The organism is Chitinophaga alhagiae (assembly GCF_003568665.1).
GTDB classification, from domain to species: domain Bacteria; phylum Bacteroidota; class Bacteroidia; order Chitinophagales; family Chitinophagaceae; genus Chitinophaga; species Chitinophaga alhagiae.
Map to the genome: position 1 here is coordinate 689,663 of NZ_QXMH01000003.1, position 23,602 is coordinate 713,264.

General features: G+C 53.9%; 13 protein-coding genes, 1 tRNA gene and 1 pseudogene. 5 read left to right on the plus strand and 10 right to left on the minus strand.

Annotated elements, in window-relative coordinates; genetic code table 11:
* Positions 1-80 precede the first annotated feature (80 nt).
* Complete coding sequence (locus D3A97_RS18965) at positions 81-2,678, minus strand: S8 family serine peptidase (RefSeq protein ID WP_198674070.1); 2,598 nt, start codon at positions 2,676-2,678, stop codon at positions 81-83.
* 26 nt (positions 2,679-2,704) lie between these two features.
* Positions 2,705-4,618 carry a caspase family protein gene (locus tag D3A97_RS18970; RefSeq protein ID WP_119080082.1) on the minus strand — a complete coding sequence of 638 codons (1,914 nt, stop codon included), beginning with the start codon at positions 4,616-4,618 and terminating at the stop codon, positions 2,705-2,707.
* Between the two features lie 187 nt (positions 4,619-4,805).
* Here D3A97_RS18970 and D3A97_RS18975 point away from each other — a divergent pair, with 187 nt between their 5' ends.
* Both D3A97_RS18975 and D3A97_RS25435 read left to right on the plus strand, forming a co-directional pair.
* Complete coding sequence (locus tag D3A97_RS18975; protein ID WP_119080083.1) at positions 4,806-6,671, plus strand: CHAT domain-containing protein; 1,866 nt, start codon at positions 4,806-4,808, stop codon at positions 6,669-6,671.
* Positions 6,643-7,398: pseudogene (locus tag D3A97_RS25435) on the plus strand (ATP-binding protein); the annotation flags it as partial. The gene D3A97_RS18975 and the pseudogene D3A97_RS25435, both read left to right, overlap by 29 nt.
* Before the next feature lie 2,440 nt (positions 7,399-9,838).
* On the opposite strand, the gene D3A97_RS18985 reads toward D3A97_RS25435, so the two are convergent.
* Positions 9,839-10,219: an MmcQ/YjbR family DNA-binding protein gene (locus tag D3A97_RS18985; RefSeq protein ID WP_119080085.1), complete on the minus strand. Its 381-nt coding sequence runs from the start codon at positions 10,217-10,219 to the stop codon at positions 9,839-9,841.
* Between the two features lie 67 nt (positions 10,220-10,286).
* On the opposite strand from D3A97_RS18985, the gene D3A97_RS18990 reads away from it, so the two are divergent.
* A complete protein-coding gene (locus D3A97_RS18990; RefSeq protein WP_119080086.1) occupies positions 10,287-11,273 on the plus strand; it encodes an MBL fold metallo-hydrolase in 987 nt (328 codons plus the stop codon).
* Between the two features lie 232 nt (positions 11,274-11,505).
* Here D3A97_RS18990 and D3A97_RS18995 read toward each other — a convergent pair whose 3' ends face one another.
* Entirely contained in the window at positions 11,506-12,687 is a 1,182-nt protein-coding gene (locus tag D3A97_RS18995) for a hypothetical protein (RefSeq protein ID WP_119080087.1), read from the minus strand.
* 240 nt (positions 12,688-12,927) lie between these two features.
* Here D3A97_RS18995 and D3A97_RS19000 point away from each other — a divergent pair.
* A tRNA-Leu gene (locus D3A97_RS19000) sits at positions 12,928-13,011 on the plus strand.
* A gap of 364 nt (positions 13,012-13,375) precedes the next feature.
* Here the strand turns inward: D3A97_RS19000 and D3A97_RS19005 are convergent.
* Both D3A97_RS19005 and D3A97_RS19010 read right to left on the minus strand, forming a co-directional pair.
* On the minus strand, positions 13,376-13,858 hold the full coding sequence (locus D3A97_RS19005; protein ID WP_119080088.1) for a thioredoxin domain-containing protein: 483 nt from the start codon (positions 13,856-13,858) through the stop codon (positions 13,376-13,378).
* Between the two features lie 5 nt (positions 13,859-13,863).
* Entirely contained in the window at positions 13,864-14,901 is a 1,038-nt protein-coding gene (locus tag D3A97_RS19010) for a multicopper oxidase domain-containing protein (protein ID WP_119080089.1), read from the minus strand.
* 361 nt (positions 14,902-15,262) lie between these two features.
* Between D3A97_RS19010 and D3A97_RS19015 the strand changes: the two genes are divergently transcribed.
* Positions 15,263-16,570 carry a hypothetical protein gene (locus D3A97_RS19015; protein WP_157986627.1) on the plus strand — a complete coding sequence of 436 codons (1,308 nt, stop codon included), beginning with the start codon at positions 15,263-15,265 and terminating at the stop codon, positions 16,568-16,570.
* Here D3A97_RS19015 and D3A97_RS19020 read toward each other — a convergent pair.
* The 4 genes from D3A97_RS19020 to D3A97_RS19035 all read right to left on the minus strand — a co-directional run bounded on the left by D3A97_RS19020 (position 16,529) and on the right by D3A97_RS19035 (position 23,579).
* Positions 16,529-17,557 (minus strand): NHL repeat-containing protein, encoded by a 1,029-nt coding sequence (locus D3A97_RS19020; RefSeq protein WP_119080091.1) that lies wholly within the window; start codon positions 17,555-17,557, stop codon positions 16,529-16,531. The two genes, D3A97_RS19015 and D3A97_RS19020, sit on opposite strands and share 42 nt — an antisense overlap.
* Positions 17,558-17,718: 161 nt before the next feature.
* On the minus strand, positions 17,719-18,717 hold the full coding sequence (locus D3A97_RS19025; RefSeq protein ID WP_198674071.1) for a DUF5627 domain-containing protein: 999 nt from the start codon (positions 18,715-18,717) through the stop codon (positions 17,719-17,721).
* Positions 18,718-18,758: 41 nt separating this feature from the next.
* Entirely contained in the window at positions 18,759-20,522 is a 1,764-nt protein-coding gene (locus D3A97_RS19030) for a RagB/SusD family nutrient uptake outer membrane protein (RefSeq protein ID WP_119080093.1), read from the minus strand.
* A 21-nt stretch (positions 20,523-20,543) separates the two neighbouring features.
* Positions 20,544-23,579 carry a SusC/RagA family TonB-linked outer membrane protein gene (locus D3A97_RS19035; RefSeq protein ID WP_119080094.1) on the minus strand — a complete coding sequence of 1,012 codons (3,036 nt, stop codon included), beginning with the start codon at positions 23,577-23,579 and terminating at the stop codon, positions 20,544-20,546.
* Positions 23,580-23,602: the final 23 nt, after the last annotated feature.

Here is a 23,602-nt window from a genome sequence, read left to right on the forward strand (position 1 = left end):
AGTACAAAGGTGCGCCATTACGCACAGCCGGCCTATGATAATTATCAGGGCCGGGAATGATATTCATTAGTGCCAGGCGCTTATGCCGCTAAAATGGCTTCTTTCAGGTAACCGGAAGCATATGCCGAACGGGCTATCTGCTCATGAAAAGCAGGTTTGTTCAGCAGCTCTTGCATAGCGGCCGTATCCTGCAGGTCAAGCGTGGAGAACAGGTCAAAGAACTGTGGATCTGTCTGCAACAAATGCAGCAGTTCCATGGCCAGTGCGTCTGCGGGAGGCGCGGGCGTATTGCTGCGGAACAGTTTTCTCCGTTTGAAAAAAGAGCCTATGGTTTCCACAATGCCGAAGAGCGAGCTTTCCGCTGACGGCGCGGCGCTTAATGCCGCTTCCTCCGCCACGCCAACGCCCAGTGCGTCATAAGCGCGCAAAATACCATTGCCATAATACTTTTCCCATTCCGGGAAGTCACGGGAGGCGGATTGGTACAGCGCATGCCTTACGGCCTCTACTTTCAGCCACTGGCGACCGGGCTGGTAGTACCCTTTAGCCTCCATTTCAGCGCGGTGGTACGCTATCCAGAGCGCGGCCGCGGCGGCTACCTGCGGCGTGGCGGAAGAAGTTCCCCCGCCGCTGCGCAAAAAAGCATGCTGCGTAGAGGCCCAGGGCGTATTGGGCGTATAGGCGGCCAGGGCGCGCGTCATGCGGGAGGGCGGGCCCCAGGAGCCTTGCATGTATTGGGTGGTGATGGCGCGCTGCCCGCCGCGCAGGTACTTCACATCATAGGGCCGATGGTCATGCATGGCGCCGGTGGCGGCTATTACCCTTTCAAATGCCGCGGGGAACATCACGCACTTGGGCAGCAGGGCGCCGGTGCCCTTGTACCAGCAATTGCTGGCGGCAGACACAATTACAATACCGGCCTCATAAGCCCGGTTCACCGCCGTGGCCATCCGGTTGCTGGGCTTGCCGGCCATGGACATTGACACTACTTCGCAGCCTTTTTCTATGGCATAGTCCAGCGCGGCGGCAAAATTTTTATCATTCATGATCACTACAGATTCCGAAATGCGCATGGGTATTACTTCCGCGAAGGGCATGCCCCCAATAAAACCTTCGTACTCATCATATGTATCTGCCTTGCCCACCTTGTTGCCGGCCAGCAACACCAGGGTGCCCAGGCCATGCCCGTCCTGCCCGGAATCCGGCTTGTCTACCGCCTGCGAGCTGTCATCTTTTTTTACAAAGCTGCGCTGGCTGGCATAGTCCAGCTTGAGGGGCAGGGCTACATGCCCGGCTATGTAGCCGGTATCCAGGTGGGCAATGCGCACGTGTGCATCCGGCCGTTGCAGCAGGGCCTCCTGTGCTTTCAGCAGCTGGGAATGCGCATCGTCCAGGTGCCAGCCTATGTGGCCTTCATTTTTGGCGGGAGGCCATTCCGGAATGTAGTCCGGGTTGTTGATGTCCGCTTCCCGCGTGGAGCGCCTGTCTTGCGCGGGGCTCACGCTGAGCACCGGTTCCACAGCGGCTGTAATGCCGTTGGCGGCCAACTGCTGCCGCAGGGCATGGGCGGCGCTCCAGGCGTGCTCATGCGGGGTGTTCTTCAGTTCCAGCAGCCAGGTATTGCCTTCGTGCTCAAGGATGGCAATGTCTTTCCCGGCGGTAAACGGGCTGTCTGCCGGGGTTTCCAGCTCTACCAGCAGTTGCGCGTTGCGCTTCACCTTCCCTTCGTCCCATTCCTCTTCCGGCGTAAGGGAACGCCGCAGGGGCTGCGGCTTCAGGTCAGGAAGCCGGTAACCTTCTACCATGGCGGCATCCGGGATGTTGATAGCGAAGGGGAAAGACCGGTCAAAAGACGGGATGATGGCGCCGTACTGGAAAAAATTGGGGCGCGGGAAATAGTACTGTTCCCTGATCTCGTCTATGAACGTTTCCGCGGTGGCATTTTTGAAGGCGGGCTTTTTGAACAGCGTCATGAACGCTTCGGTGAACACGCCGTTTTTATCTCCGTCGTAAGTGGTCTGGTCATCCTGGCAGGCTGCCAGGAGCTTCACGGCCGCTTTTACATTTTCCGCCTGCGCTGTTTTTCTGAAGGGCTTTTGCAGGGGAGCGTACACGGAACCGGCAAAACGGGCGTTGACGGCCTGCTGCACTTCCAGCGGCAATTTGCGGGAGCGTAGCCCCCGGGCCGCCATGCTGCTGTTCAACCCGTTTTCCAGCAGTGCGCTCAGGTCAAGCTCATCAGGCAGGGCGCGTACCATGGTGCCGGAATGGCAACTGTCAGACACTACTACTATCCGCGTACCTTCCGCAAACCCGCGGAAGGCTTCGAACAGCTCATCGTCCAGCAACTCCCGGTTGTAGAGGCACCAGGTCTGGTCATTGCGCTCATCGTCAAAACCTTCTTCCTTTTCATTCGGCAGCTGGCTGCCATGGCCGGCGTAGGTCAGCAGCAGGATGTCTCCCGCTTTCATCTGTCCGGCATAGTTGTTCAGCATGTCCAGCACGGCTTCGGCAGTGGCGTCTTCGTTGTGCAGGGACTGCCCCGCATACCCCTGCTCTTCGGCAAAGGAGGCCCAGAACACGGCATCGTTCACCGCCGCAAACAACGGCGGCACGCCGGGATATTTTTCTTTATCCACTTTGTTGAGGCCGATATGTAATGAATAACCTTTTGACATATGAATGGTTTTAGAAGTCAGGAGGATCAGCGTTTGCATTGTACCCGAAAGGTGAATACAGACCAGGGCAACTGCCCGGTAACAGCGCCGGCCTTGCCGGGCGGCGCCAGGTCGCGGGAAGTCTCCCCATCGTCCAGTTCCAGCCCTTCCTGCGTATATTGGTCAAGCTGTACAGGGGTGGTGGATACAATAATTTTCAGGTAGTCCGTAACCGTATGAACATCGTAGCGGGCATAAGCATCGTTCACGCTCACCGGTATGCGGGTGTACAACGTTTCTCCGTACAGCATGGACAGCTCCAGGCTGCTGCCTGTTTTTTTTTCAAGCCTGCTGTTGTCGTTCCGGATGAGCGTGCCGTTGATGCTGTACTGGCTGCCGAGGTAGAGGGCCTTTATGTAACACGTGTTCAGGGAAGAGGCAGGATGAATAGAGATGCGCAAACCGAAAGACGGGTATTGCTCCCCTTCGTAATGCAGCGCCACGCCATCGGGCAACAGCGTACCCGGGGCAGCCGTCCATTCCAGCACAAAGTCTTCCCGGCTGATGCCGGGGGCCTCCTGCTGCAGCGCCAGCGCGGCCATCCAGTTGCCTACCTTGTTCACATTTTCCAGGAAAACGGCGGCGTTGCGCTCCCGTCTGAACAGCGGCATGGTACCGTTTTCCGGCAGCAATACGTAAGCGCCGTCTGCCAGTTGCCGTACCTTGTATGGCAAGCCGGGCGCGCCTTCTTCGTGCAGGGTAAAACAGGGATAAGCGCCCTTGATCGCGGTCAAACCCGGCGGTACGCCCACTTTCAGGGGAGGGTTGGCCATACGGAGCAATACGGCCGTTACCTGCCGGCTGTCTTCATCAAACCCTTCCAGCGGCAGCCAGCTCCAGGCGGGGGTTACTTCCTGCAATACCACGTTCACTTCCTGCTCCCCGTCAGATACCTGTACCACCGCGCCCGGCTGCAAGCCGTGCATGGCGCCGCCGTACATTTTCCAGCGCTTTTCCCGGGCGTTGTACTGTACATTGAAAAAAGGCCGGTAAGGCCGGATGCCGGCAGACAGGAACTGCTGGTCAAGGTCCTGGTCCTGCCCCGCAAATGCAACAGGCGTTTGTTTTTCCGCGCGGCTGCCCACGGTAATAGACAATCCCTGCATCAGCTGCCGGTAACTGCGCGCCGCGCCGCCCAGCCGCAGGGCCTCCAGCAGCCGGCCGGTAAACAGGCCGCCCTGCATGGTTTCCTGCGCCTTCTCATCGTCCCGGCAGGCGGCCAGGTGTACATAGCGGGGTATTTTGAAACCGGCCTTGCCGTTTTCGAGGGTGTAAAAACCGGTGTCCCCATAGCCCAGGTAATCTGCAAATTCCACTTTATTCCGCCCGGACGGAACGTAGCGGAACCGCAGCCCTCCATCACCTTCCAGGTTACGGGTGTTGTTGCCGGAGTGGCAGCAGTCCATCACCACCAGCACATGCGCCTGTTTGCCAGAAAAGGTTTTCCAGAGCAGATAGGCCAGTTCCTTGTCAATGAGGTCACGGGCGGGTGGAACGGCCTCGCTGCGGCTGTCCACACACACCAGCGTTTCCATCTGCGGCCGGTCAAATACCGGCGGGGCCTCGGTTTGGGAGCCGTGGCCGCTGTAGTAGAACACACAAACGTCTCCCTCTCCCGCATCTTTGAAATGGGTAAAAAGCCGGGTGGAAATATTGGCGAAGGTGGGGGCCTCATACGGCAGCTGCTGCCCCGTGGCCGCTTCGTGATCTGCTATCTGCAAAGCGTCTGCGGCGTTGGGGGCCAGGTAATACACGGGTTTGTAACGCACGCCTGCCTGCTGCGCGCACTGTTCCCTGAACAGGAGATCAAGCGCCAGCACATCACGCACACAGCCGCTCAGGGCACCCTGCGGATAAGCGTTTATGCCCACAAAAGCGGCATAAAACATACGGTCCTGCATAAAAGCGAGGTTTAATCTGGGGTTGGGAGATACATACTTTTGGGATTACACTCAGGCTACCGGTCCTTCTGGCCTGTAACAAATATAATTTAAAATTCGTAACTTACAGAAAGTAAATATTATATGCGCTCGCGCTGACCCCAAAAAATACAAGCGCGTTTTTCCTCAACCCCGAAGTGTTTTTGTCATGAAAACGATCATTATTTCATTTGCGAACAGTGCCGCTGAGCCGCTCGCCTCCATTACAGAAGAAGACGATAACATTTACCGCATACTGATAGAGAACAACCGCGGCAACTATAGTGTACACCGGGAGTCTTTTGCCACGGTAGACAATATCAACCACGCCCTCGGCACCTACAACGGCAACATTGCCATTTTCCATTATGCGGGCCATGCCGGCCAGCATTCTCTCCTGTTTAACGACCAGGAAGCCAACGGCACCGGCATTGCCCATCAGCTAAAACCCAGCATTGCCGCCGGCAACCTGCGGCTGGTGATCCTCAACGGCTGCTCCACCGCCCCGCAGGTTACCACGTTGCTGGAGCTGGGCGTGCCTGCCGTTATTGCCACCAGCGCATCTGTAAATGATGCCAGCGCAAAAATTTTCGGCGTGGAATTTTTCCGCAACATCTCCCAGAAAAGAATGAACGTCCGCAATGCGTTCAACGCGGCGCTGGCCTCCGCGCAAACGGCCACGAAAGATCCGCTGGGGCTGGATGACGCCGCCAGCCGCGATCTGCACCTGCCCGGCGAAAAACCCCGGGAACCCTTCTGGGGGCTGTTCTTCAAAAACGCCGATGCGGTAGACCTCAACCCGCTGCCCATTGTGAACGAACAGGCCGCCGCCCTCTATGAGCCAAACATACAGCTCACCCAAACCATCTTTACATCATTGGTGCTGGACGGCAATGCTCCCGCCATGCAGCTGGACGAAAAGAAGAAGCAGGAGATCATAGAAGATTATGTGTTCCAGAAAACGATCATGGACGTATTCCCCCATCCTATTGCCATACAGCTCAAAACCCTGTTTGCCGCGGAATACGGTACGGAAGCGCTCAAAAAGCCCAGTCTCAAAAGGCTGGAGCAGATAGCGCGGGTATTCCACATCACCACGGAATTTATGGGCATTATCATGATCAGCCAGTTGTGGGAGCTGAAGATCACCGGCAAGGTGGCCCAGCTCCCCGGCAACATCCGGCAATTGCTGGAAGACTATTTCAACCTGTCTATAGATGAACGGGCGGTGTACAATTACAGCACGCTGATCAAAGGCATCCGCATGTATATTGATACGCTGCCCAGGGTGGACTATTTTGTAACGGAACTGAAAACCCTGCGGGAAGAAGACGCGCAGAACAAAAAGTTCAGCGAGGCCTGCGAGTACCTGACCTATATCCGCAATGCCACTTATCCCGGCAAACCCGTTGCCGTACAGGAATCTGAAGTATCGGAACTTTGCCTTACCGCGGAGGCCATGCTGTCCGTCTTCTTCGAAAAGCTGGGCTTCCTGCACCGCTACACGCTCACCAGCATCCAGAACATCCGCATCAACAAATACCGCCACGACATACTCACCGAGTTTGACCACCAGGTAGTGAAGCTCATGAACTCCAATGCCAGCCATGAGGTGAACTATTACCTGCTGGCCAAACACCTTGACAACAGCGGCGTGATACTCACCAAACAGCACCTCACGGTGTTCAACGTGGAAAGAAGGCAATACAAAGGCGAAGCGCTGGAATTTCTGAACCTCTCCCCGCTGGTGGTAGACATCAATGCGTTCGAAAGCCGCTCAGACCGCTCCAACCTGGTGTTTTACGGGCAGTACCGCGAGGCGGACAAGGTGTACGTATTCCGCAACGTCAGCAAGCCTGACGATGACCTGAACCATGTGGAGATCAACATCAACCGGAAGTTTGGCCGAACGGAACAACAGGAGCAAAGCCGGTACGAAGCCGTATGCATACAACTGAACGCTTTTCGGGATTTTGCCTTGCAACTGACCCCCATAACCCCGTCTCATGATCAACAGCCCATTCAAGTTCCTTGACCCTTACGGCCGAGATGATTACAACATCTTTTTTGGCCGGGACAAGGAGATCAAACAACTGTACCAGTACATTCACAAGAACAGGCTGGTACTGGTGTACGGCACCAGCGGCACCGGCAAGACCAGCATTGTGCAATGCGGCCTGGTGAACAGGATGGAAGACACTGACTGGACGCCCTTTTTCATCAGGCGAGGAGAAAATATCAATGACTCCCTGCGGAGCATACTGCAGAAAACGCTCTCCGGCAGGGAAAACACAGAAACCTCCGTAACCAGCGCCATGGCCGGCAAAACCAGCGTGGTGCAAACGCTGGTGGCACAGCGGGCCAACATGCCGCAGGGCAGTACCAGCGAGCAGGTGTTTGACGCCCTCAGGAACGTGAACCTCCGTTACCTGCGCCCTGTATACCTCATTTTTGACCAGTTTGAAGAACTGCTCATCATGGGCAGCGAGCAGGAGAAAACAACCTTCATAGATATTGTAGAACACATCCTTTGCGCACCAGACCTGCAGTTCTGCAGCATGCTGTTCATCATGCGCGAAGAGTTTTTTGCCGGCCTCAGCGAGTTTGAAAAGGAAGTGCCTGATTTCTGCGACCGCCGCCTGCGCATTGAGCCTATGAATGCCAAGAACGTGGAAGAGGTCATTGTCAGATCGTGCCAGAAGTTTTCCATCACCCTGAAAGAAGGCGCCGCCAATGCCCAGCAGATCATCAGCGTGCTGACGGAGAAGAACACCGTTTCCCTGCCGTACCTGCAGATCTACCTGGACCAGCTCTGGCGCACCGTGTACATGAATACCGGCGATAAAAGGACGGACAGCAGCGAGCCCTACCCTCCCCTCACGTTTGACGCCAGCATCATCAAACGCTTCGGCAGCATGAAGGAGGTGCTCAACCGCTTCATCAGGGAACGGATAGACGTGATCCAGGACGAGCTGGAAAAAGAATTTCCGGGCATCCCGGCAGATTTTGTCAGCAATGTGCTGGATGCATTTGTAACCCCCGAAGGCACCAAACGCCCGCTGGCCTATTACCGCATTACAGACGGGAAAACCAGCGGCATCTGGTTTACCGGCCAGGTAGCCCCTTACCTGCTCAAACGCTCCGGCAGCCTGATGCTGCGCTGCCTGGCGGAGCTGGAGAAAAACAAGATACTCCGTACAGACGGGCAAACCTACGAGCTGGCGCATGATGTGCTGGCAGGCCTGATAGACAGCCGCCGTACGGAAGAACAGCGCCGCGTCAACTACACCAATGAGCAGATACAAAGCCGGTTTACCGGCTTCCGGAACAAAACAAGCGATTACCTCACCCCCAAGGAAATAGAAGCCTATCGCCCTTATATCAATATGCTCAACCTCAGCCCGGAGATGCAGCAGTTTTTTGAAGACAGCATCAGCGCACGGGAAAAAGAAGAGGCCATCCGGAAAGACAAGGAAGAAAGGCTGGAGAAGCTCAAGTTCCGCCAGCGCAACTGGAAGTGGATATGGGCCGTTATTGGCCTGTTGCTGGCGTACACGGCTATTTTCTATTTTACTTATGTAAGGGGCGAAATTAGCCGCAACAAGGCCCTGGCCTATATGAGCTACCAGATGAACAATATTGACCCGGTAGACGCGCTGAACCTGTTCAGCACCGTGAAAAAAAAGGTATACGCGGAAGACACGCAGCAGGTCAACAACAAACTGCTGGAGTACATGCAGCGGCAGGATGTGCAGTCTCTCTTCAGCCTCTATACAGACACGCTCCCCGCCTCCATACAGGAAGCAGACCGGTTTGACATTTCCGCCAGCGGGCGTTTCATTGTGCTGGACAATTCCGGCCCCGCCACCGGCAGTAACGTACACGACTATATTGTATTGAACGAAGAAGGGAAAGTGATGCACAGCTTCCGGGAAATTTCCTACATGTACTTCACCAACCGCGACAATGTGCTGCTGCTGTGCCGCAAGGCCGAACAGCCGCGTAAAAATTCCATCTGGCAATACAGCCGGGAAGCCACCTTGCCGGAAGAGTTCATTTTGTACGACTGTGCGGCCAACCAGGAAGAAATTGTTACGCTGGGCGGCGCCAACCGTTACCTGCACCCGGCAGAACATATAGCAGACGGGCCTTTTACACAGTTCGATTCTTACCGCGTACGCTTCACGGCCTCCGGCAACCTGGTGATACCTTACGTACAGCTGGCCCCCAACGGGGACTTCATAGAAAAAGTGCAGCTACTTGACCCGCAGAAAAAACCCATCTGCCACATCCCTTCCCAAACCACCATTACCAGCTCCCGCAACATGCAGCAGCTGCTCACCATTTACCCCATCCCTTCCGGGCTCAACCAGCTGGATGTGTATGACGAGAACGGGAAACGCCTGCACCGGGTTACCAACGTGACCTTCGGGGACTTTACGGAAGACGGGGCGCTGGTGTGGGGAGCAGACACCATGATACACGTGATGAAAGGAAAAGACACGCTTTCTTTTTCCACCCGGAACTATTACACCTACGGTTACGGGAACGTGGCACGCAACAAGCTGGTAGCCAAAATGGGCCTGTATACCACTTTTGAGGAAACGGTGGAAGTGATTGACATGAACACCAACGGCCGTATGAACTTCCATGAGCAGCTGATAGCGCCCGTGTTCGACAAAAATGCCATCATTACCTACAAGGCGCCATTTGACAAGGGAAGGGATACCATTTTCCGCCGGGACCTTGACGGCAACGCCCCTCCTTTTATCTTCACGCACCCGGACGGTATTGAGACCATCCGGCACAACCGCGCGGCAGACGAACTGGTGGTGCTCACAAGAAAAAACAAGCTGCTGATACTTGACAGCCGCCTGGCCGTAAAAACCGGCCTGCAGATCACCGCCAACGACCTTTACGGCATGTCCGGCAACGGCTCCGTGTTATACTACGTGAGAGACCAGTACCTGAGCGCCTTTCCCAACAACCTGGATTACCTGGACGTGTTCAGTCCCGCCCGGGTATGGAGGCTGCTGGCGCAGGAACGCTCCCCGCTCAAACGCCACCTGAGCAGGCAGCGGCAGAAGGAGCTGGGTTTGCCGTTCTGAGCGGCGTGCCGTTCCGGTCGGGTTCCCGGCCGGGTGGCCCGGCGTTTTGGCCTGGCGGATGGCGCCGCTCCGGTTGGCATGCTGTCCGTGCCCCCTATTCCAGCCCGTTATCCAACCGGTACCGCTCCTGCAGCTTTGGAGGCGCCGCGCTGTACCATGCGCTCTGGATGGCGCTTTCCAGCATCTTCTTTTTCACTTTGTGCAGGTTAACGGTTGTCCAGCCCTGGCGGCCCCAGCCGCCTTCCACCGGCATAAAACTGTCAGGCGCCGCCTTGCAAAAGGCGTCCTGCTCTTCCGGGGTGAAGCCAAAATTGGCGCTGGGCCGGTTCAGTGCCTTGTTACCGGGGTTTTCCTGCGGCCACAGGGTAGCGAATATCCGTTTTTTAGTGCGGAAGGCCGGCGTGCCCCAATGCAGCACCTCCTGCACCTCCGGCATGCCTATGCACAAGGCCTTAAAAGTTTCTACAGATACCATGACCCAAAATTACGACACATCCGCCCGGCACAATTGTATAAACGCGACATCTTCGTACTTTTAACAAATGGAATGGAAATCACCGAATTACCGGAACGGTTCTTTTCAAAACCTTTCCCCTACCGAGATCATGGCGCGAGACGCTTCCTATTTCACCGTGTTGCGGGCCTTCCTGAACAAACCCAAAACGGTGTGGCCGCCGCGGCCGCTGCCCGCCGTTAAAACAGACCTGCACCAGTTGCCGGCCACCGGCACGCAGCTGGTATGGTTCGGCCACTCTTCCTACCTGCTGCGCAACAACGGGCGCAACATACTGGTAGACCCCGTTTTCAGCGGGTATGCCTCCCCTTTTTCGTTCATGATAAAGGCCTTTGCCGGCACCAATATCTACACGGCGGCAGAGATGCCCGATATAGACCTGCTCATCATCACCCATAACCATTACGATCACCTTGACAGCCACACGCTCCGTCAGCTTGTTCCGAAAATAAAAGCAGTATACACGCCGCTGGGCGTGGGCAGGGACCTGGTACGCGCCGGCATCCCTTCTTCGCAGATCACGGAAATGGACTGGTGGGAAGAAGAAGACCCGCTGGAAGGGTACACCCTTACCGCCACGCCCGCGCGCCATTTTTCCGGGCGGGGCCTTAAACGGGGAGGCTCCCTGTGGGCGTCTTTTGTATTGCAGACGCCTGATGTGCGCATCTACATTGGCGGAGACTCCGGCTATGACGCGCATTTCAAAACCATTGGCGAAAAGCTCGGCCCCTTTGACCTGGCCCTGCTGGAAACCGGGCAATACAACCCTTCCTGGCCCAACATCCACATGAACCCGGAAGAAGCCGCCGCGGCCGCGGCAGACCTCGGCGCCAAAGTGATGGTGCCCGTACACTGGGGCAAGTTCGCGCTGGCCAACCACCCCTGGGATGAGCCCGCCGTGCGTGTAACAGCGGCGGCGCAACAACGCGGCCTCACCATTGCCACGCCGCGTATAGGAGAAGTGGTGGAGCTGGGGAAACCATATCCTGCTGAACACTGGTGGGCATCTGTCTAGCCATGCCAGCGTACAAAGTACCTTTCCTTCCCTGCGTATAAATACGGATAAATTCAGGTAATTGCTCCCTGTTCAATGGGCGGGCGGCGGCGTAGCTTTGGAGTAGTTAAGCTGTTTAACCCCAAAAAAGGCAAAACCCCGCCGCCGGAAAAACTGGTGAAGCAGGTGGAAAAAAATAGCCCCCTTGTCGGACAAGGCGGGCTATTTTGTTGTCAGCAGATGATAACGGTATTCAGGGGTAATAATTGATAGCGGCAAGCTCCGTTGTTGCAAGGCCGGAAGCGTTCACCGCCGTGCCTATGCTGGCAATGCCCGCCCACGGCCCGGAAGAGCCATACCCGTTCCAGCAGCGGTACAGTACATTGTATTGCACATTGCTGTTGGTATTGCCGCCGAAGTGTATCTCGTTACCGTCCAGCCCCAATTGGGCGCTCATGATGGTACGTTTCTGGGTAACCGTGCCACTGTTTAGCGTAGCTGCATCTGCCGCGCTGATGAGGTGCGTACGGTCTGGCGGGTTGAAGCCGGTGTGATGGAATACCACCGCGTAGCGGGTGGCCTGAGAACCGGCCGTGGCGTAGGTGAACGTGTTCTTCGTTATCATGAATTGCGTTCCCATTCTTTCATCTCCGGGGTCCACGTCGTTGAATACCGGTATCTCGATGAACACAGGGTTGATGCCCGTCAGGTAGGTACCGGTAGATGTGAAATCATTGTCGTACACCACGCCTTTGGAAGACAGGTTACCGCGGAAACGGACAAATGAGCCCGAGCAGTCCGTAAAACTGTTGCCCACCACACTCAGCCGCTGAATGCCGTAAGCACCGTAGATCATATGCGCATGAGAATCGTACCCTACACGGGCAAATGTATTGTTGCGCACCAGCACCCGGTTGGTGGTTTCATAATGCACGCCCAGCGCGCCATAGCCTACATCCGGCAGATCGGTAAAAATGCATTCTTCCACCGCAATATCCTGGCTCCTGACAATTGTAAGCGCATACCCCGTTGCAGCACCCGTGAACTTGAGGCCCTGTAGCTTGACGTTTTTACACAGGTTTACGTTCATCAGCTTGGCAATGCTGCCGTTGAAAACAGCGCCGCCCGGGACGGATGCGGTTTTCAGGGTAAGGAGGTTCGCATCGTCCCCGATGTTGGACAGCGTTAGCGTAGCCGTACGGGTGTAGGTGCCGTTCGCAAAAATGACATCTACCGGGCCGCTGGCCAGCGCTGTTTGTACGTTAGACCAGAAGGTGGAATTAAAATTGGTAGCCGGTGAAACATTGAAAGTAGTGGTTGACAAAAGCGACGGGGCGTCAGACCGGAGGACGGGTGTATTGTTCTCAGGCTCCACATCAGCCTTCTTGCAGTACACAAGGCCCAGAAAAGACAGTGCAACGATAGCAATTTTCATAGCGGTGTTTTTATACGTAAATAGAATTGAGGTCAATATTTTGCAAACATATTGACGGGAACTTTTTTGCAGGAACAGGCCTATTTCCGGTAACGTACCCGGTACTCTATAAATATAGTCCTTCAGCCCCTAAAAAGCAAAGGGTATTTTACCGCTTGCCGGCGGGTCGGAAAATTTACTTTAGTGAAATTTGGAAAAATGAAATTCTTGCATACCTTTGCACTCCCTGAAACAAAGGATGCCCAGATGGCGAAATTGGTAGACGCACTGTGTTCAGGTCGCAGCGCTCGCAAGGGTGTGCTGGTTCGAATCCAGTTCTGGGCACAAAAAGCCCCTGTAGTCTTTGACTTACAGGGGCTTTTTTAATCCCGCAGATAAACCAGCCCGTTATTCACGGCGTAAAAAAGCAAGAATATATTACAACGTATTAATAATCATAACTATAATGATGATTCAAATTTGACATAAAAGCAGGCCATCGCCTTCTTATCGCCTTGTTATCGGCTTGGCCCCCCGGGCTTATCGGCTTCTTATCGGCTTCTTATCGCCTTGGAGCCCCGGGCTTGTCATCTTCTTATCGGCCTGAAACTGTTGCAAAGATCCCTGTAACACGCCTGGTAACAAGTATAGCATTCACCAGGGTCTCTCGTTATTCCCGCCCGGTAACGCTCAGTGGCTGTTCTCAGTGCTACAGCAAGCAACCTTTCCCCGGTGCGCTGGGCACAGGTACCGGTAAATGTTGCAGGCATGCTTCCAGCGCATCCTGCAGATAAAAATGTTTCACCATGCCCATGTTGGAAGGCCCGTCATCTATAGCACCCTTGTAGAGCACTTTACCGGCATCCAGCAGCACTACGTCCGTGCTTACCCTGGGGTGCAGCCGCATCAGTAAACGGTGGCCGGTATCCCGCACATAAGGCATTTTCCAGCCAAGGTCCCGCATCAGCTCCTGTATATCCTTATCACTGTCCTTACTATCTGAAAACACAGCCGTAAATTCCACCTGGTTGCGGTAGGTTTTAAGCAGTTTTCCGAAAGTTTCTTTATGGCTGTAAATACAGGGGCATCGTGTTTGTATGAAGAGGTACACCTTTACCTTGCCCGGCGCCGCCGCCTTGATGTTAAAGCCTGCTGTTATAACGATGGCTATTGCCAGCAATAAACTTTTCATATGCTTTATTTTGCTTCGATTAAACCAATAGCGCCCTGTTCCACACTGGCAAAAGAGTGGTCAACAAAAGCGTAGATGCCTTTTTCAGGAACTGTAAACTCCAGGATAGCGCCGCTGCTGGGCCCCAGGAGTACCGTTTGCATTCCTTGCATCTCATTCCGGGGGTTGCCATCTATCCACACCTTATCGAAAATAACGCCTACCACATGAAAGGCGGATGTAAGGTTGGCGCCCGCATTCAGCACATATAAACGGACACGCTCTCCTGCTTTCACAGCTATGGGCGACTGCATGTACCGCCTGTATTGACCGTTAAACGTAACAAACATGGGCTGCCTGGCCCTTGCGCCGGCTACATCTGTCTGGTACGCCGTATCCCCCATGGGCTTCAGGTAAAATTCATTCTGTACAATGGCCAGTTCCCTGTTTACCGTACCCGGGAAGCCACCGGCCGGTTCTACAATGACCATGCCGGTCATGCCTGCGATCATGTGCTGTAAAATAACCGGGGTGCCGCAGTGGTACATGAACACACCGGGATAATTTGCCGTCCATTGAAAATGCAGGGTGGCGCCGGGGGCAATGCTCCTGTATTTGTCGTGCGGATTTACCAGGGCCGCGTGAAAGTCAATAGAGTGCGGCATTGGAGGAGATACCTCCGCGGTAAGGTTGGAGCGGTTTGCCATTGTGAACTTAACAGTTTGCCCTACACGCACTCTCAATACCGGGCCGGGAACCTCGTCTCCAAATGTCCATGCCCAAAAGCTCACTTCGTCTGATACGGAAATTTTTTTATGCAGTACGTCTACCCGGATGGCTACCGTGTCTCCGTCAGCCAGTGACGGGATGGCTGGCGCATAGGCCGCAGGGCCTGCAATAGCGGCAGGCGGTATTGCCTCATCGGTAATATATGCTTCAGGGGCGCCGTACACTATTTTACCGCCTTTGCCGGCTGCATACTTATTGTCTGTATTGGAGTAACATGCTGTGAATAAAGTTGCCGCCAGGATGATAAGCCAGCAACTTGTTTTATCGCGTTTCATAAAAACTGGTATTAAATATTCTTTGAGAGCTGTTACAACGCCGCCGTTGCATGTACACTGCAAGGATCAAAACATGGCCAAACACTGTGATCATTCTGTCCTGTCTTTTTACATATCCGGTTACAATGTAAAAGTAGATAATAAAAGTATTTAAATACTTCTATTTTAATCGTTTTTTGAGGAATATGACCAGTATCATTTACCGGCATGACGGGCGTCATACACTGCACTGGCGTGGGATAGGCGAGGATAAATAAAGGACTAAACTATCCTTTACTTACTGAAAAATGCACTACTTTTACACCGGAAAACGGGTATTCAACCGGCTAACAAAAGTGATGCATTTAAAAAAGGGACCATCATGTTAAAAGCAGAAAGAAAATGGCTGACTGTATCTTTGGTCAACCTGGCCATTGTGGCTTTACTTGGATTGCTGCTAAGAAGCAAAATATTATTCCCGATGCCTGGCATTAACTTCAGCTACGTGTTGCATGCACACTCTCACTTTGCATTTACCGGGTGGATCACACTTTGCCTGCTTACACTCATCACCTATGAGATATTACCTGCCACCTGCAGCAGCCGGCCAATATACCAATGGCTTTTAGGCGGCATGCTGGTAAGCGCGGTTGGCATGCTGCTGAGCTTCCCCTTTCAGGGCTATGCCGCTGTATCCATCTGTTTCTCCACACTGTCCATACTCGTTTCCTATGCGTTTACCTGGGTACTGGCGAAGCACCTTTTCAGATCACGGGTAAGCCGTCCGGTAGTGATACTGCTGCTTTCTGCATTAGGCGCGCTTGTGCTTTCCTCCGCAGGGCCGTTTGCACTGGCCTATCTGATGGCATCGCATACGGCAGACCCTGTGCTGTACAGGGATGCTATTTATACCTACCTCCACCTGCAATACAACGGGTTCTTTACGCTGGGTATTCTTGCATTGTTTGCGCATGATTTCAGCAGCGCTTTCAATGAGGCTGCACAAAGGTACCTGCGCCGTTTTGCCACGGCCATGTCCGTATCAGTACTCCCAACCCTGTTCCTGTCCTATCTCTGGCATACTTCCAATATTGTGATACATGCAATAGCCATTGCAGGATGCGCCTGCATGGCGGTGGCATTAGCCTGGTTCATAGCCATGATGCGGCATGCCAGCGCAGCCTTCCGCAGCGTACACCCATTTGCGAAAAAACCCGGTGTGCTTGCTATAGTTGCATTTGTACTTAAAACAGCCATGCAGGTGGTCATTGTGCTGCCTGCCGTTGGCAATATGATATTTGTTAACCGGCCTGTTATTATCGGTTATCTGCACCTGGTAATGCTTGGCTTTGTTACGTTATACCTGCTGGGCTGCCTGGTGCAGCACGGGTACTTTAAAGCAGACGGGCGTATGGCAAAAACAGGCATTGTAATTTTCACCTGGGCAATAGTGGCAAATGAAGCGGTACTGATGGCGCAGGGGTTTTCTTACCTGCTGCGGTTCAGCAGCATGGTGTACCCCTGGTTATTGTGGATAGCGGCTATCGGATTGTTGACGGGCGCTGTTGTAATTGCCGCCGCTGCCCTACGGCGGGGCCCGGCAGGCGGCATCAGCAGTGCAGATGCAGAAAAGAACAAGGGAAATTCATCACTGCACCCGGGTAAATTTGTACGGATACACCTTACCTGAGCTCCACTGCGCTACATAAAGATTCTCTTCATCATCCACACACACATCATGCGGGTTCCGGAATATCTTTTCGGCCTGGGACATGGGCTGCAAGGTACCGTTTTTATACACGGGCGCCGTACCCCCGATATTGGAGACTACCTTGTTGTCTTTATCTAAAATGGTCACAAACCCTGAATCGGCATTGGCCAGGCTGGGAGAGCGCAACACCGCGGCATACAGGTGATCTCCTTTAATAACCGGCCGGCATACGCAGGCGCCAGGCAGCTTAATTATCTCCAGCAATTTCCCGTCCATGCTGAACCGTTTAAAACAATTGCGCGTGCGGTCCGTGATCAGCAAGGTAGGCGCGCCCTGGCGGCGGTCTATGGTAATGCCATGCGCATTGTCCAGGTGTTCATCTCCCTCTCCCCGCCCGCCGAAGCAATTCTTCAGCCTGCCGTCTTTATCGTAATGCGTAATGTACTGGGCGCCGTAACCGTCCGCAATGAAAAAATCGCCGTTCGTATCTACGGCGGTCTCAGTGGGCACAAACTCTTCCGCCTTTTTATAAACACCGGCTTCCAGCGGCACACTGATCGTTTTTACTATTTTACCGTCTATGGTGGTTTTGTACACCTGGTGTTTTACGGTATCAGTGATAAAAAGGAAGTCCGTACCATTTTCATGGGTCAGTGTCAGGCCATGCGCCCCGGGAAATTCATGGCCCCAGGTACCTACCAGCTCACCTGATTTTTTATAGATCAGCACATTGTTTTTTGTTTCATTCGTCAGCAGGAGGATCCGGCCTTCCTGGTCCTGCACCATTTCATGGCAGTCATTCACCGCGTTAACGGCAGGGTTGGCGCCGCTCCATTTGGTATTCATGCGGTACCGTTTGTCGCCATGACCAAAGACCGGGCCTTTATCTTTTGCCTGCAAATCCCTGGCAATAAAAAAACTGCTTGAAATAAACGCTGCCTGTTGAATGAAATCTTTTCGTTTCATGGTCTTTCAGTTTTATAAGACAATATCCTGTTACACCCTTCCTGCCGCTCCCTGGTCTAAACTTAATCAACATTCCGGCAAATTGCAAAGGTCTGCTCAAACACATTAAAAAAGGCTTGCAAATCAATTGTTTGCAAGCCTTTTAAAAAATCTTTCCAACATCAATACGTCACCGGCGCGTACGTTTCCATCACCACTCCCCTGTCTCTCACTACCAGTACGTCACTGGCGTTGTACGTTTGATTATTGCGGCTCACTACGTAGTTCAGCGCAATACCGTTCCGCTTCTTGTCTCCATATTCATACGCTTCCTTCTTGAACTCTCCTGTACCGGTAATGGTATAACCGGCGCCGGCGGGAGCGGATATGGTACAGTTGTTCCCGTTAAATTCCAGTATAAGGGTGATCTCTCCTGTCATCACTTTGGAGCGCATGAAGAAAGAGGTGGTTGCCTGGTGCCTGCCTGACGTGGCCAGCCTGGTAACCGGGTTGCTGGTTACAAATTTGTGAGAATAGGTGGTGTCTTCCAGTACCGTGTTGGCATCGTCTTTCACCTGGCTTTGCCCGTAATGGAAATACGCCCCGTGAAACTCGTTGATGAACTTAATGCCGAACATGGTAAAGTTCTTCGGCGCCACTGCCCATTGGGCGGCTACACGAGGGTCTGCGTTAGGGTCATCTGACTGGCCCACCAGGATGGTGTCTACATCTGTTGAACCTAGCAGTTTGACCGGCACTACATAGTTCAGCTTAATGGCCTCGGGATCATTGAAGAACTCATCTGTCAGCTGCACTTCCACGCCGCCGTTCATCTCTCCGGCGGGTATTACCAGCTTGTTGGCGCTGAGCGTGTAATACTTTGCCGGCAGCGCCCGTACCGTATCTCCACCTGACGTAAAGAGGAGGCGGTCTGCCAGGCTGTTGTCTACCTGGATGTCAAAGCTACGGCTACGGTCGTTTTCGTAGATACCGCCCAGGTGAGCGGATATACGGAACTTGCCGTTATTATCATTCGTATTATCGTAAATATCATCCCCCAGCACGAGCGTTCTTACCGGGAACTGGTAAGGGAAGTAGCCCGATGTGTATTTAAAGTCCGGGTGGGCGATCTCAAAGTTCTTGCAGGCAGGTAACCCGAGCGCAAGAATCGTGAATGCCATCAATATCTTTTTCATGCTTCTAGCTTTAAATTTTATAGTGGTTACTGCCAACCCTTGTTCTGGATCAGATTGAACTTGAAAATCTCCCTGTTGGGAATGGGCCCGTAGTGCATATGATCGTTGTTATACGCGCGCGGCTCCACGGTAAAGTATTCGTAAGTACCGTTGGTGATCCTTACGCCTCTCAGCGGTTCTGTGAGGTCTGCGTTCCAGCGGCGCAGGTCCCAGAAGCGGAACCCTTCAAAGCACAGCTCCAGCCTTCTTTCATTCCGGATCAGCTCGCGCATGGCCTCTTTGGTGGTTACAGACTGCAGGTACGCGTCTGGTGCGGGAATGCCGGCTCGTTTGCGGATAGCGGCAATCACGGCGCGGGCGGAGTAAGACTGCGTTCCCGTTCCATCAGGGCCCCAGGCCTCATTGGCTGCTTCCGCATAGTTCAGGAACAGTTCGGTATACCGGATATGTGTGTTGAAGTGTTTCTGGTCAGAGGTAGACACCGGGTTCACGTTCACGTCTTCGCGCAGCAGCTTTTTCAGGTAGTAGCCGGTGCGGGTGGAGTTGGGGCGGGCGTCCAGGCCATCGTCTCCGGCGCCTACACCGGTATTGATGGTGGTATTGCGCAGTTTGCTGCCATTGTACACAATATACAGGGCCAGGCGCTTGTCCCGGCCAGCATAGGGATTGGCGGGATCGTAACCGGAAGCTCCGTCTGTGATCGGGTAGCCGTTGGCCATCGGGAACGCATCTACCAGGTTCTGGGAGGGGTTGATGTTCCCGTTCCCGAACAGGGTGGGCGGGAAATTGGCCTGCTCCCGGGCGCGGTTGGTATAAATAGGCCGGCGCCACAGTACTTCAGGAATATCCTTTTTATCGCCGGCGGTGATGTCTGCGGCATCTACCTGCGCTTTGAGGTAGATGATGTTCCCTTTCGGGTCAAGGCCGGCCACGCCGTTGATCTCGGCCAGTACGTCACCCGCCAGTTTGGCCGCTTCTTCCCATGCCTGTACGCTGTTATTGGTGTTGAAGGCGGGGCTGGCCGCCAGCAGTGCCATGCGGGACTTGATAGCGAGCGTAATGCGGCCGCTGACGCGCTGCTGCGTTACCTCACCGAACACGGTATTGTACTTGTCTACATCCGTAATGTCAGAGAAGCCGGGCGGCAGGTCTATCGGGTTGTTAACGTTGCCGTAGTTGGGCGCCAGCAGGGCCAGGGCGCTGTCCAGATCGTCATTGGCGCTTTTCACACTTTCAGCAAACGTGTTCCGGGGCGCGGCAAACTCTTCCGCAGATTCTACAAACTTGTTGTAGATGGGGAAGCCCAGCAACTCACCATTTTCCCCAATACCGCCATGGTTGCGGATGAGGTAATACTTGAACATACCACGCAGGGCAAACGCCTCTCCTTTCAGGCGGCGGATGTAAAGCCCGTTCAGTTGCTGGTCTGTATATTTCCAGGGAACAATATCCACCACTTCCAGGAACTGGTTGATGTACATGATGGCCCTGTTGGCATTGTCCCAGAGGTTTTCCGGGTTTACCAGCGAGGTCCAGCCGCCGGTAGCTATTTTCAGGTACGTGCTGTTCTTGTCGCTGGTGGCCGCATCGTCCGTAGCTACTTCGTTGTAGTTGTAGTCATTAGTGGGAATATAAGTGTAGGCCTTTATCAGCAGCCCTTCCGCGTAGGCCGGGTCTACCAGCACCCGGTCAAAGGTGCTGTGATTATCATTATTCGGATTGAACAGCTTCTCACAGGAGCACAACGCGCATGTGGCAAGCAGGAACAACGGTATTTTGAGTTTTTTCATAACATTCTCTTTTTAAGATCATTAAAAGCTCGCGTTCAGGCCAACGGAAAAGACACGGTAAGAAGGTTCTCCTCCAATGCTCAGGTCCTGTATCCGGCGGCTTGGCCCAAACCGGAACACGTTGAAGCCGTCCACAAAAACATTCAACAGCCGCATTCTCAACGCCTTGCTCACGAAAGCGGGCATATCGTAGCTCAATTGTATTCTGCGGATGTTAAAGTAATCGTTGTCATATTCCCAGTAAGTAGACTGGCGGTGGTTGTTGCTGTTGGTCTGGGAGCTGAGACGGGGATATGTGGCCGTAGCCTTGGTTTCAGGCGTCCAGGCGCCCAGCACCAGTTCGGAATACTTGTCGTTCCCGTCTACCCAGTAGTAGTTGTTATTCACAAATTCATCTGCGCCATAGCTGGCCTCACCCAGTGCATAGAGGGTGAAATTGCGGTAAGAGACCCTTATTTGCAAACCGCCTGAAATGGGTTGCTGGTAGCGGCCCAGGTATATTTCATCGTTCTCGTCAACAATGCCATCCCCGTTCTGGTCTTTGTATTTGATATCACCGGGACGTACGGCGCCAAACACCTGCCTGGGGCTGGCGGCAATCTCCGCATCGTCCTGGAACAGGCCCAGTGCCTCGAGCCCGAAACGGGCGTCTGCGGGGTGGCCGGCCCTGTACTGGTAAGCGTTATTATACACTTCGTCCATTTTCAACACTTCGGTGGTGGAGTACAGCACGTTCACGCCGGCAGCAATCTTCCAGTCTCCAAATGTTTTGTTCACTTCCACACCCAGTTCAGCGCCCTGGTATTTGTTAGCGCCAAAGTTCTCATACGGGATAAAGTCCGTGTAGAAGCTGGGGTACCTGGTAGTGGGGCGGGTCACCAACCTGTCGTACACATCGTGGAACACGTTGGCGGTAACGCCGAGCACGTTATTAAAGAAGCGGCCTTCCACGCCGAGCGTGATCTCTTTACGGCGGGTATAGTCCAGGTTGGGATTGGTGCCCCAGCTAGAGGCAATGCCTGAACGGCTTCTGCCGCCTTCAAACCAGTTGTAGCTGCCGGAGCCGGCATACCGGTTGTCATACAGGAAGAAGTTATTGATGAGGAAGTCTGAGTTCATCATACCCGCAGAAGCGTGGAGCTTGAGGTAGTTCACGTTCCGGGAGGAAGACATAAAGTCTTCTTCACTCAGCACCCAGCCCACGGCCAGGGAGGGGGATAATTTACCGCGGTTGCCTTTTGCCAGTTTAACAGAGCCCACATAGGCGCTGCTGAAATCTACCAGGTACCGCCGGTCAAACGCATATCCCACACGCAGGCCGGCATGCGCCAGCTTTACGCCCTGGAAATCGCCTTCCACCTTGTAGTTGCCCAGGAAACCAAGCAACGAGCCTGTAAAGTGATGTTTGCTGTTGAACGTACGGTCATACCCCAGCAAACCGTATCCGCCAAACCTTCTGCGGAAGGAAGAACCGCCAACGGACTGTGTACCGGGGCGGGAGTCCTTGCCGTATTGTTTGAGGCTCACAATGCTGTCTGCCGTAGCGCTCCATACCGGTTCATACACGGAATACTCGTTGGCAACGGTCTGGCTGTAGGCCACAAAATAGTCGAAGCTGACGTTGGTGTGAAAAGACAGGCCAGGTGTTACCCTGTCCAGGTTAACGTTTACCCGGTTGTTAAAGGCAAAGTTACGGGATATTATCTCCTCCGTACCGCCAGAGTAACCGTATCCAAACGGCGTAGTGGTACGGTTGGAAACGCCACCCAGCAGATACTGCCCGTTTATATCATTCTTGCGGCCCAGCAGCAGCGGGTCATGCGGGTTGATGAGGTTGATGGGGAGCAGCGGCGCGTATTCATGAGGCCGTACGGTGGCGGCATCAGACCAGTAGTTGCCGCGTGCGCCTTTGCTGATAAGGAACACGCCATACGCATCTACCGCGGTGTTGATCCAGTCATTGATCTTCAGGTCTACGTTGCCACGTACGTTGAAGCGGTTGCTCCGGCCTTTGGCCTCTTCTCCGAAGTTAAGGAGGCTTCCGGCATTATACCAGCCGAGGTTGGTATAATATTGGGCCACATTGTTACCACCTGAGAACTCACCGGTGAGGTCGTAATAGTTCTTGAAAGAACGCAGATAGGCATCGGAATAATAATCCACATCGGGATAGCGGTATTTATTGCCGGTCCTGAAATTTTCAATGGTCTCATCGCTGAACTGGGGCGTTAACCCGTCGTTCTCGCGGGCCTGGTTGAAGTAGGTCATGTAGTCCGCGGAGTTCAGGTATTTAGGCAGCGCTCTTGGCGTGGCAATACCGTAGTTCACGCTGAAGTCTGACCGCTTCTTGAAAGCCTCCCCTCTTTTGGTGGTAACAAGCACTACACCGTTTACCGCGCCGGTACCATAGAGGATGGCGCTGTTCACGTCTTTGAGAATGGTGATACTTTCCACTTCGTTGAGCCGCATGTTCTCCGCATCGCGGGGCAGGCCATCTACCACAAACATGGCGCGGCCCGTGCCACTGCCCGTAATGTCTTCTACGGTGATACCGCGGCCCAGGCCCCTAATGCGGTCATACCCCATCATGCCCAGGGAACGGCCGGCAATCACGTCTACCAGCCGGATGGTGTGATCATATTTCTGTATTTCGGCAATGTCCAGCTTTGTAACGGAACCTACAATGTCTCCCTGGAAAGCCTTCCGGAAGGCGAGGTTTGTTCTGTCTTCTTCCGCGTACAACAGCGCCGACTTTTTCATGGTAATGCGGGGTTGCTGCAATGCGTCTCCAGATGACAGGGACATCTTGTCATATCCCTTGGCCACAACCACCAGGTCTGAGCCTGCCTCTACCGCAATGGAAAACTTTCCTTCTGCGTTAGTTTTTGCATAAGCGGTGCCGCTGTAGACATCTGCATTCCTGATGGGCTTCCCCTCTTCGTCCACCAAAACGTACTGCGTCTTCACGGGCTTCCCTTCCTGGGCGTACGAGTCTGCTTGAACGCAGAGCAGCATAGCGCTCAGGCATGTTAATATAATAGCGTGTTTATAATTCATTGGTCAAGTTTTAAGATGCAGAA

Coding starts and splice junctions, on each gene's coding strand:
- D3A97_RS19015 (WP_157986627.1), top strand. CDS start 15,263: ATGTTAAAAGCAGAAAGAAAATGGCTGACTGTATCTTTGGTCAACCTG.
- D3A97_RS19010 (WP_119080089.1), bottom strand. CDS start 14,901: ATGAAACGCGATAAAACAAGTTGCTGGCTTATCATCCTGGCGGCAACT.
- D3A97_RS18975 (WP_119080083.1), top strand. CDS start 4,806: ATGAAAACGATCATTATTTCATTTGCGAACAGTGCCGCTGAGCCGCTC.
- D3A97_RS18965 (WP_198674070.1), bottom strand. CDS start 2,678: ATGTCAAAAGGTTATTCATTACATATCGGCCTCAACAAAGTGGATAAA.
- D3A97_RS18995 (WP_119080087.1), bottom strand. CDS start 12,687: ATGAAAATTGCTATCGTTGCACTGTCTTTTCTGGGCCTTGTGTACTGC.
- D3A97_RS18985 (WP_119080085.1), bottom strand. CDS start 10,219: ATGGTATCTGTAGAAACTTTTAAGGCCTTGTGCATAGGCATGCCGGAG.
- D3A97_RS18990 (WP_119080086.1), top strand. CDS start 10,287: ATGGAATGGAAATCACCGAATTACCGGAACGGTTCTTTTCAAAACCTT.
- D3A97_RS19005 (WP_119080088.1), bottom strand. CDS start 13,858: ATGAAAAGTTTATTGCTGGCAATAGCCATCGTTATAACAGCAGGCTTT.
- D3A97_RS19030 (WP_119080093.1), bottom strand. CDS start 20,522: ATGAAAAAACTCAAAATACCGTTGTTCCTGCTTGCCACATGCGCGTTG.
- D3A97_RS19035 (WP_119080094.1), bottom strand. CDS start 23,579: ATGAATTATAAACACGCTATTATATTAACATGCCTGAGCGCTATGCTG.
- D3A97_RS19020 (WP_119080091.1), bottom strand. CDS start 17,557: ATGAAACGAAAAGATTTCATTCAACAGGCAGCGTTTATTTCAAGCAGT.
- D3A97_RS19025 (WP_198674071.1), bottom strand. CDS start 18,717: ATGGCATTCACGATTCTTGCGCTCGGGTTACCTGCCTGCAAGAACTTT.
- D3A97_RS18970 (WP_119080082.1), bottom strand. CDS start 4,618: ATGCAGGACCGTATGTTTTATGCCGCTTTTGTGGGCATAAACGCTTAT.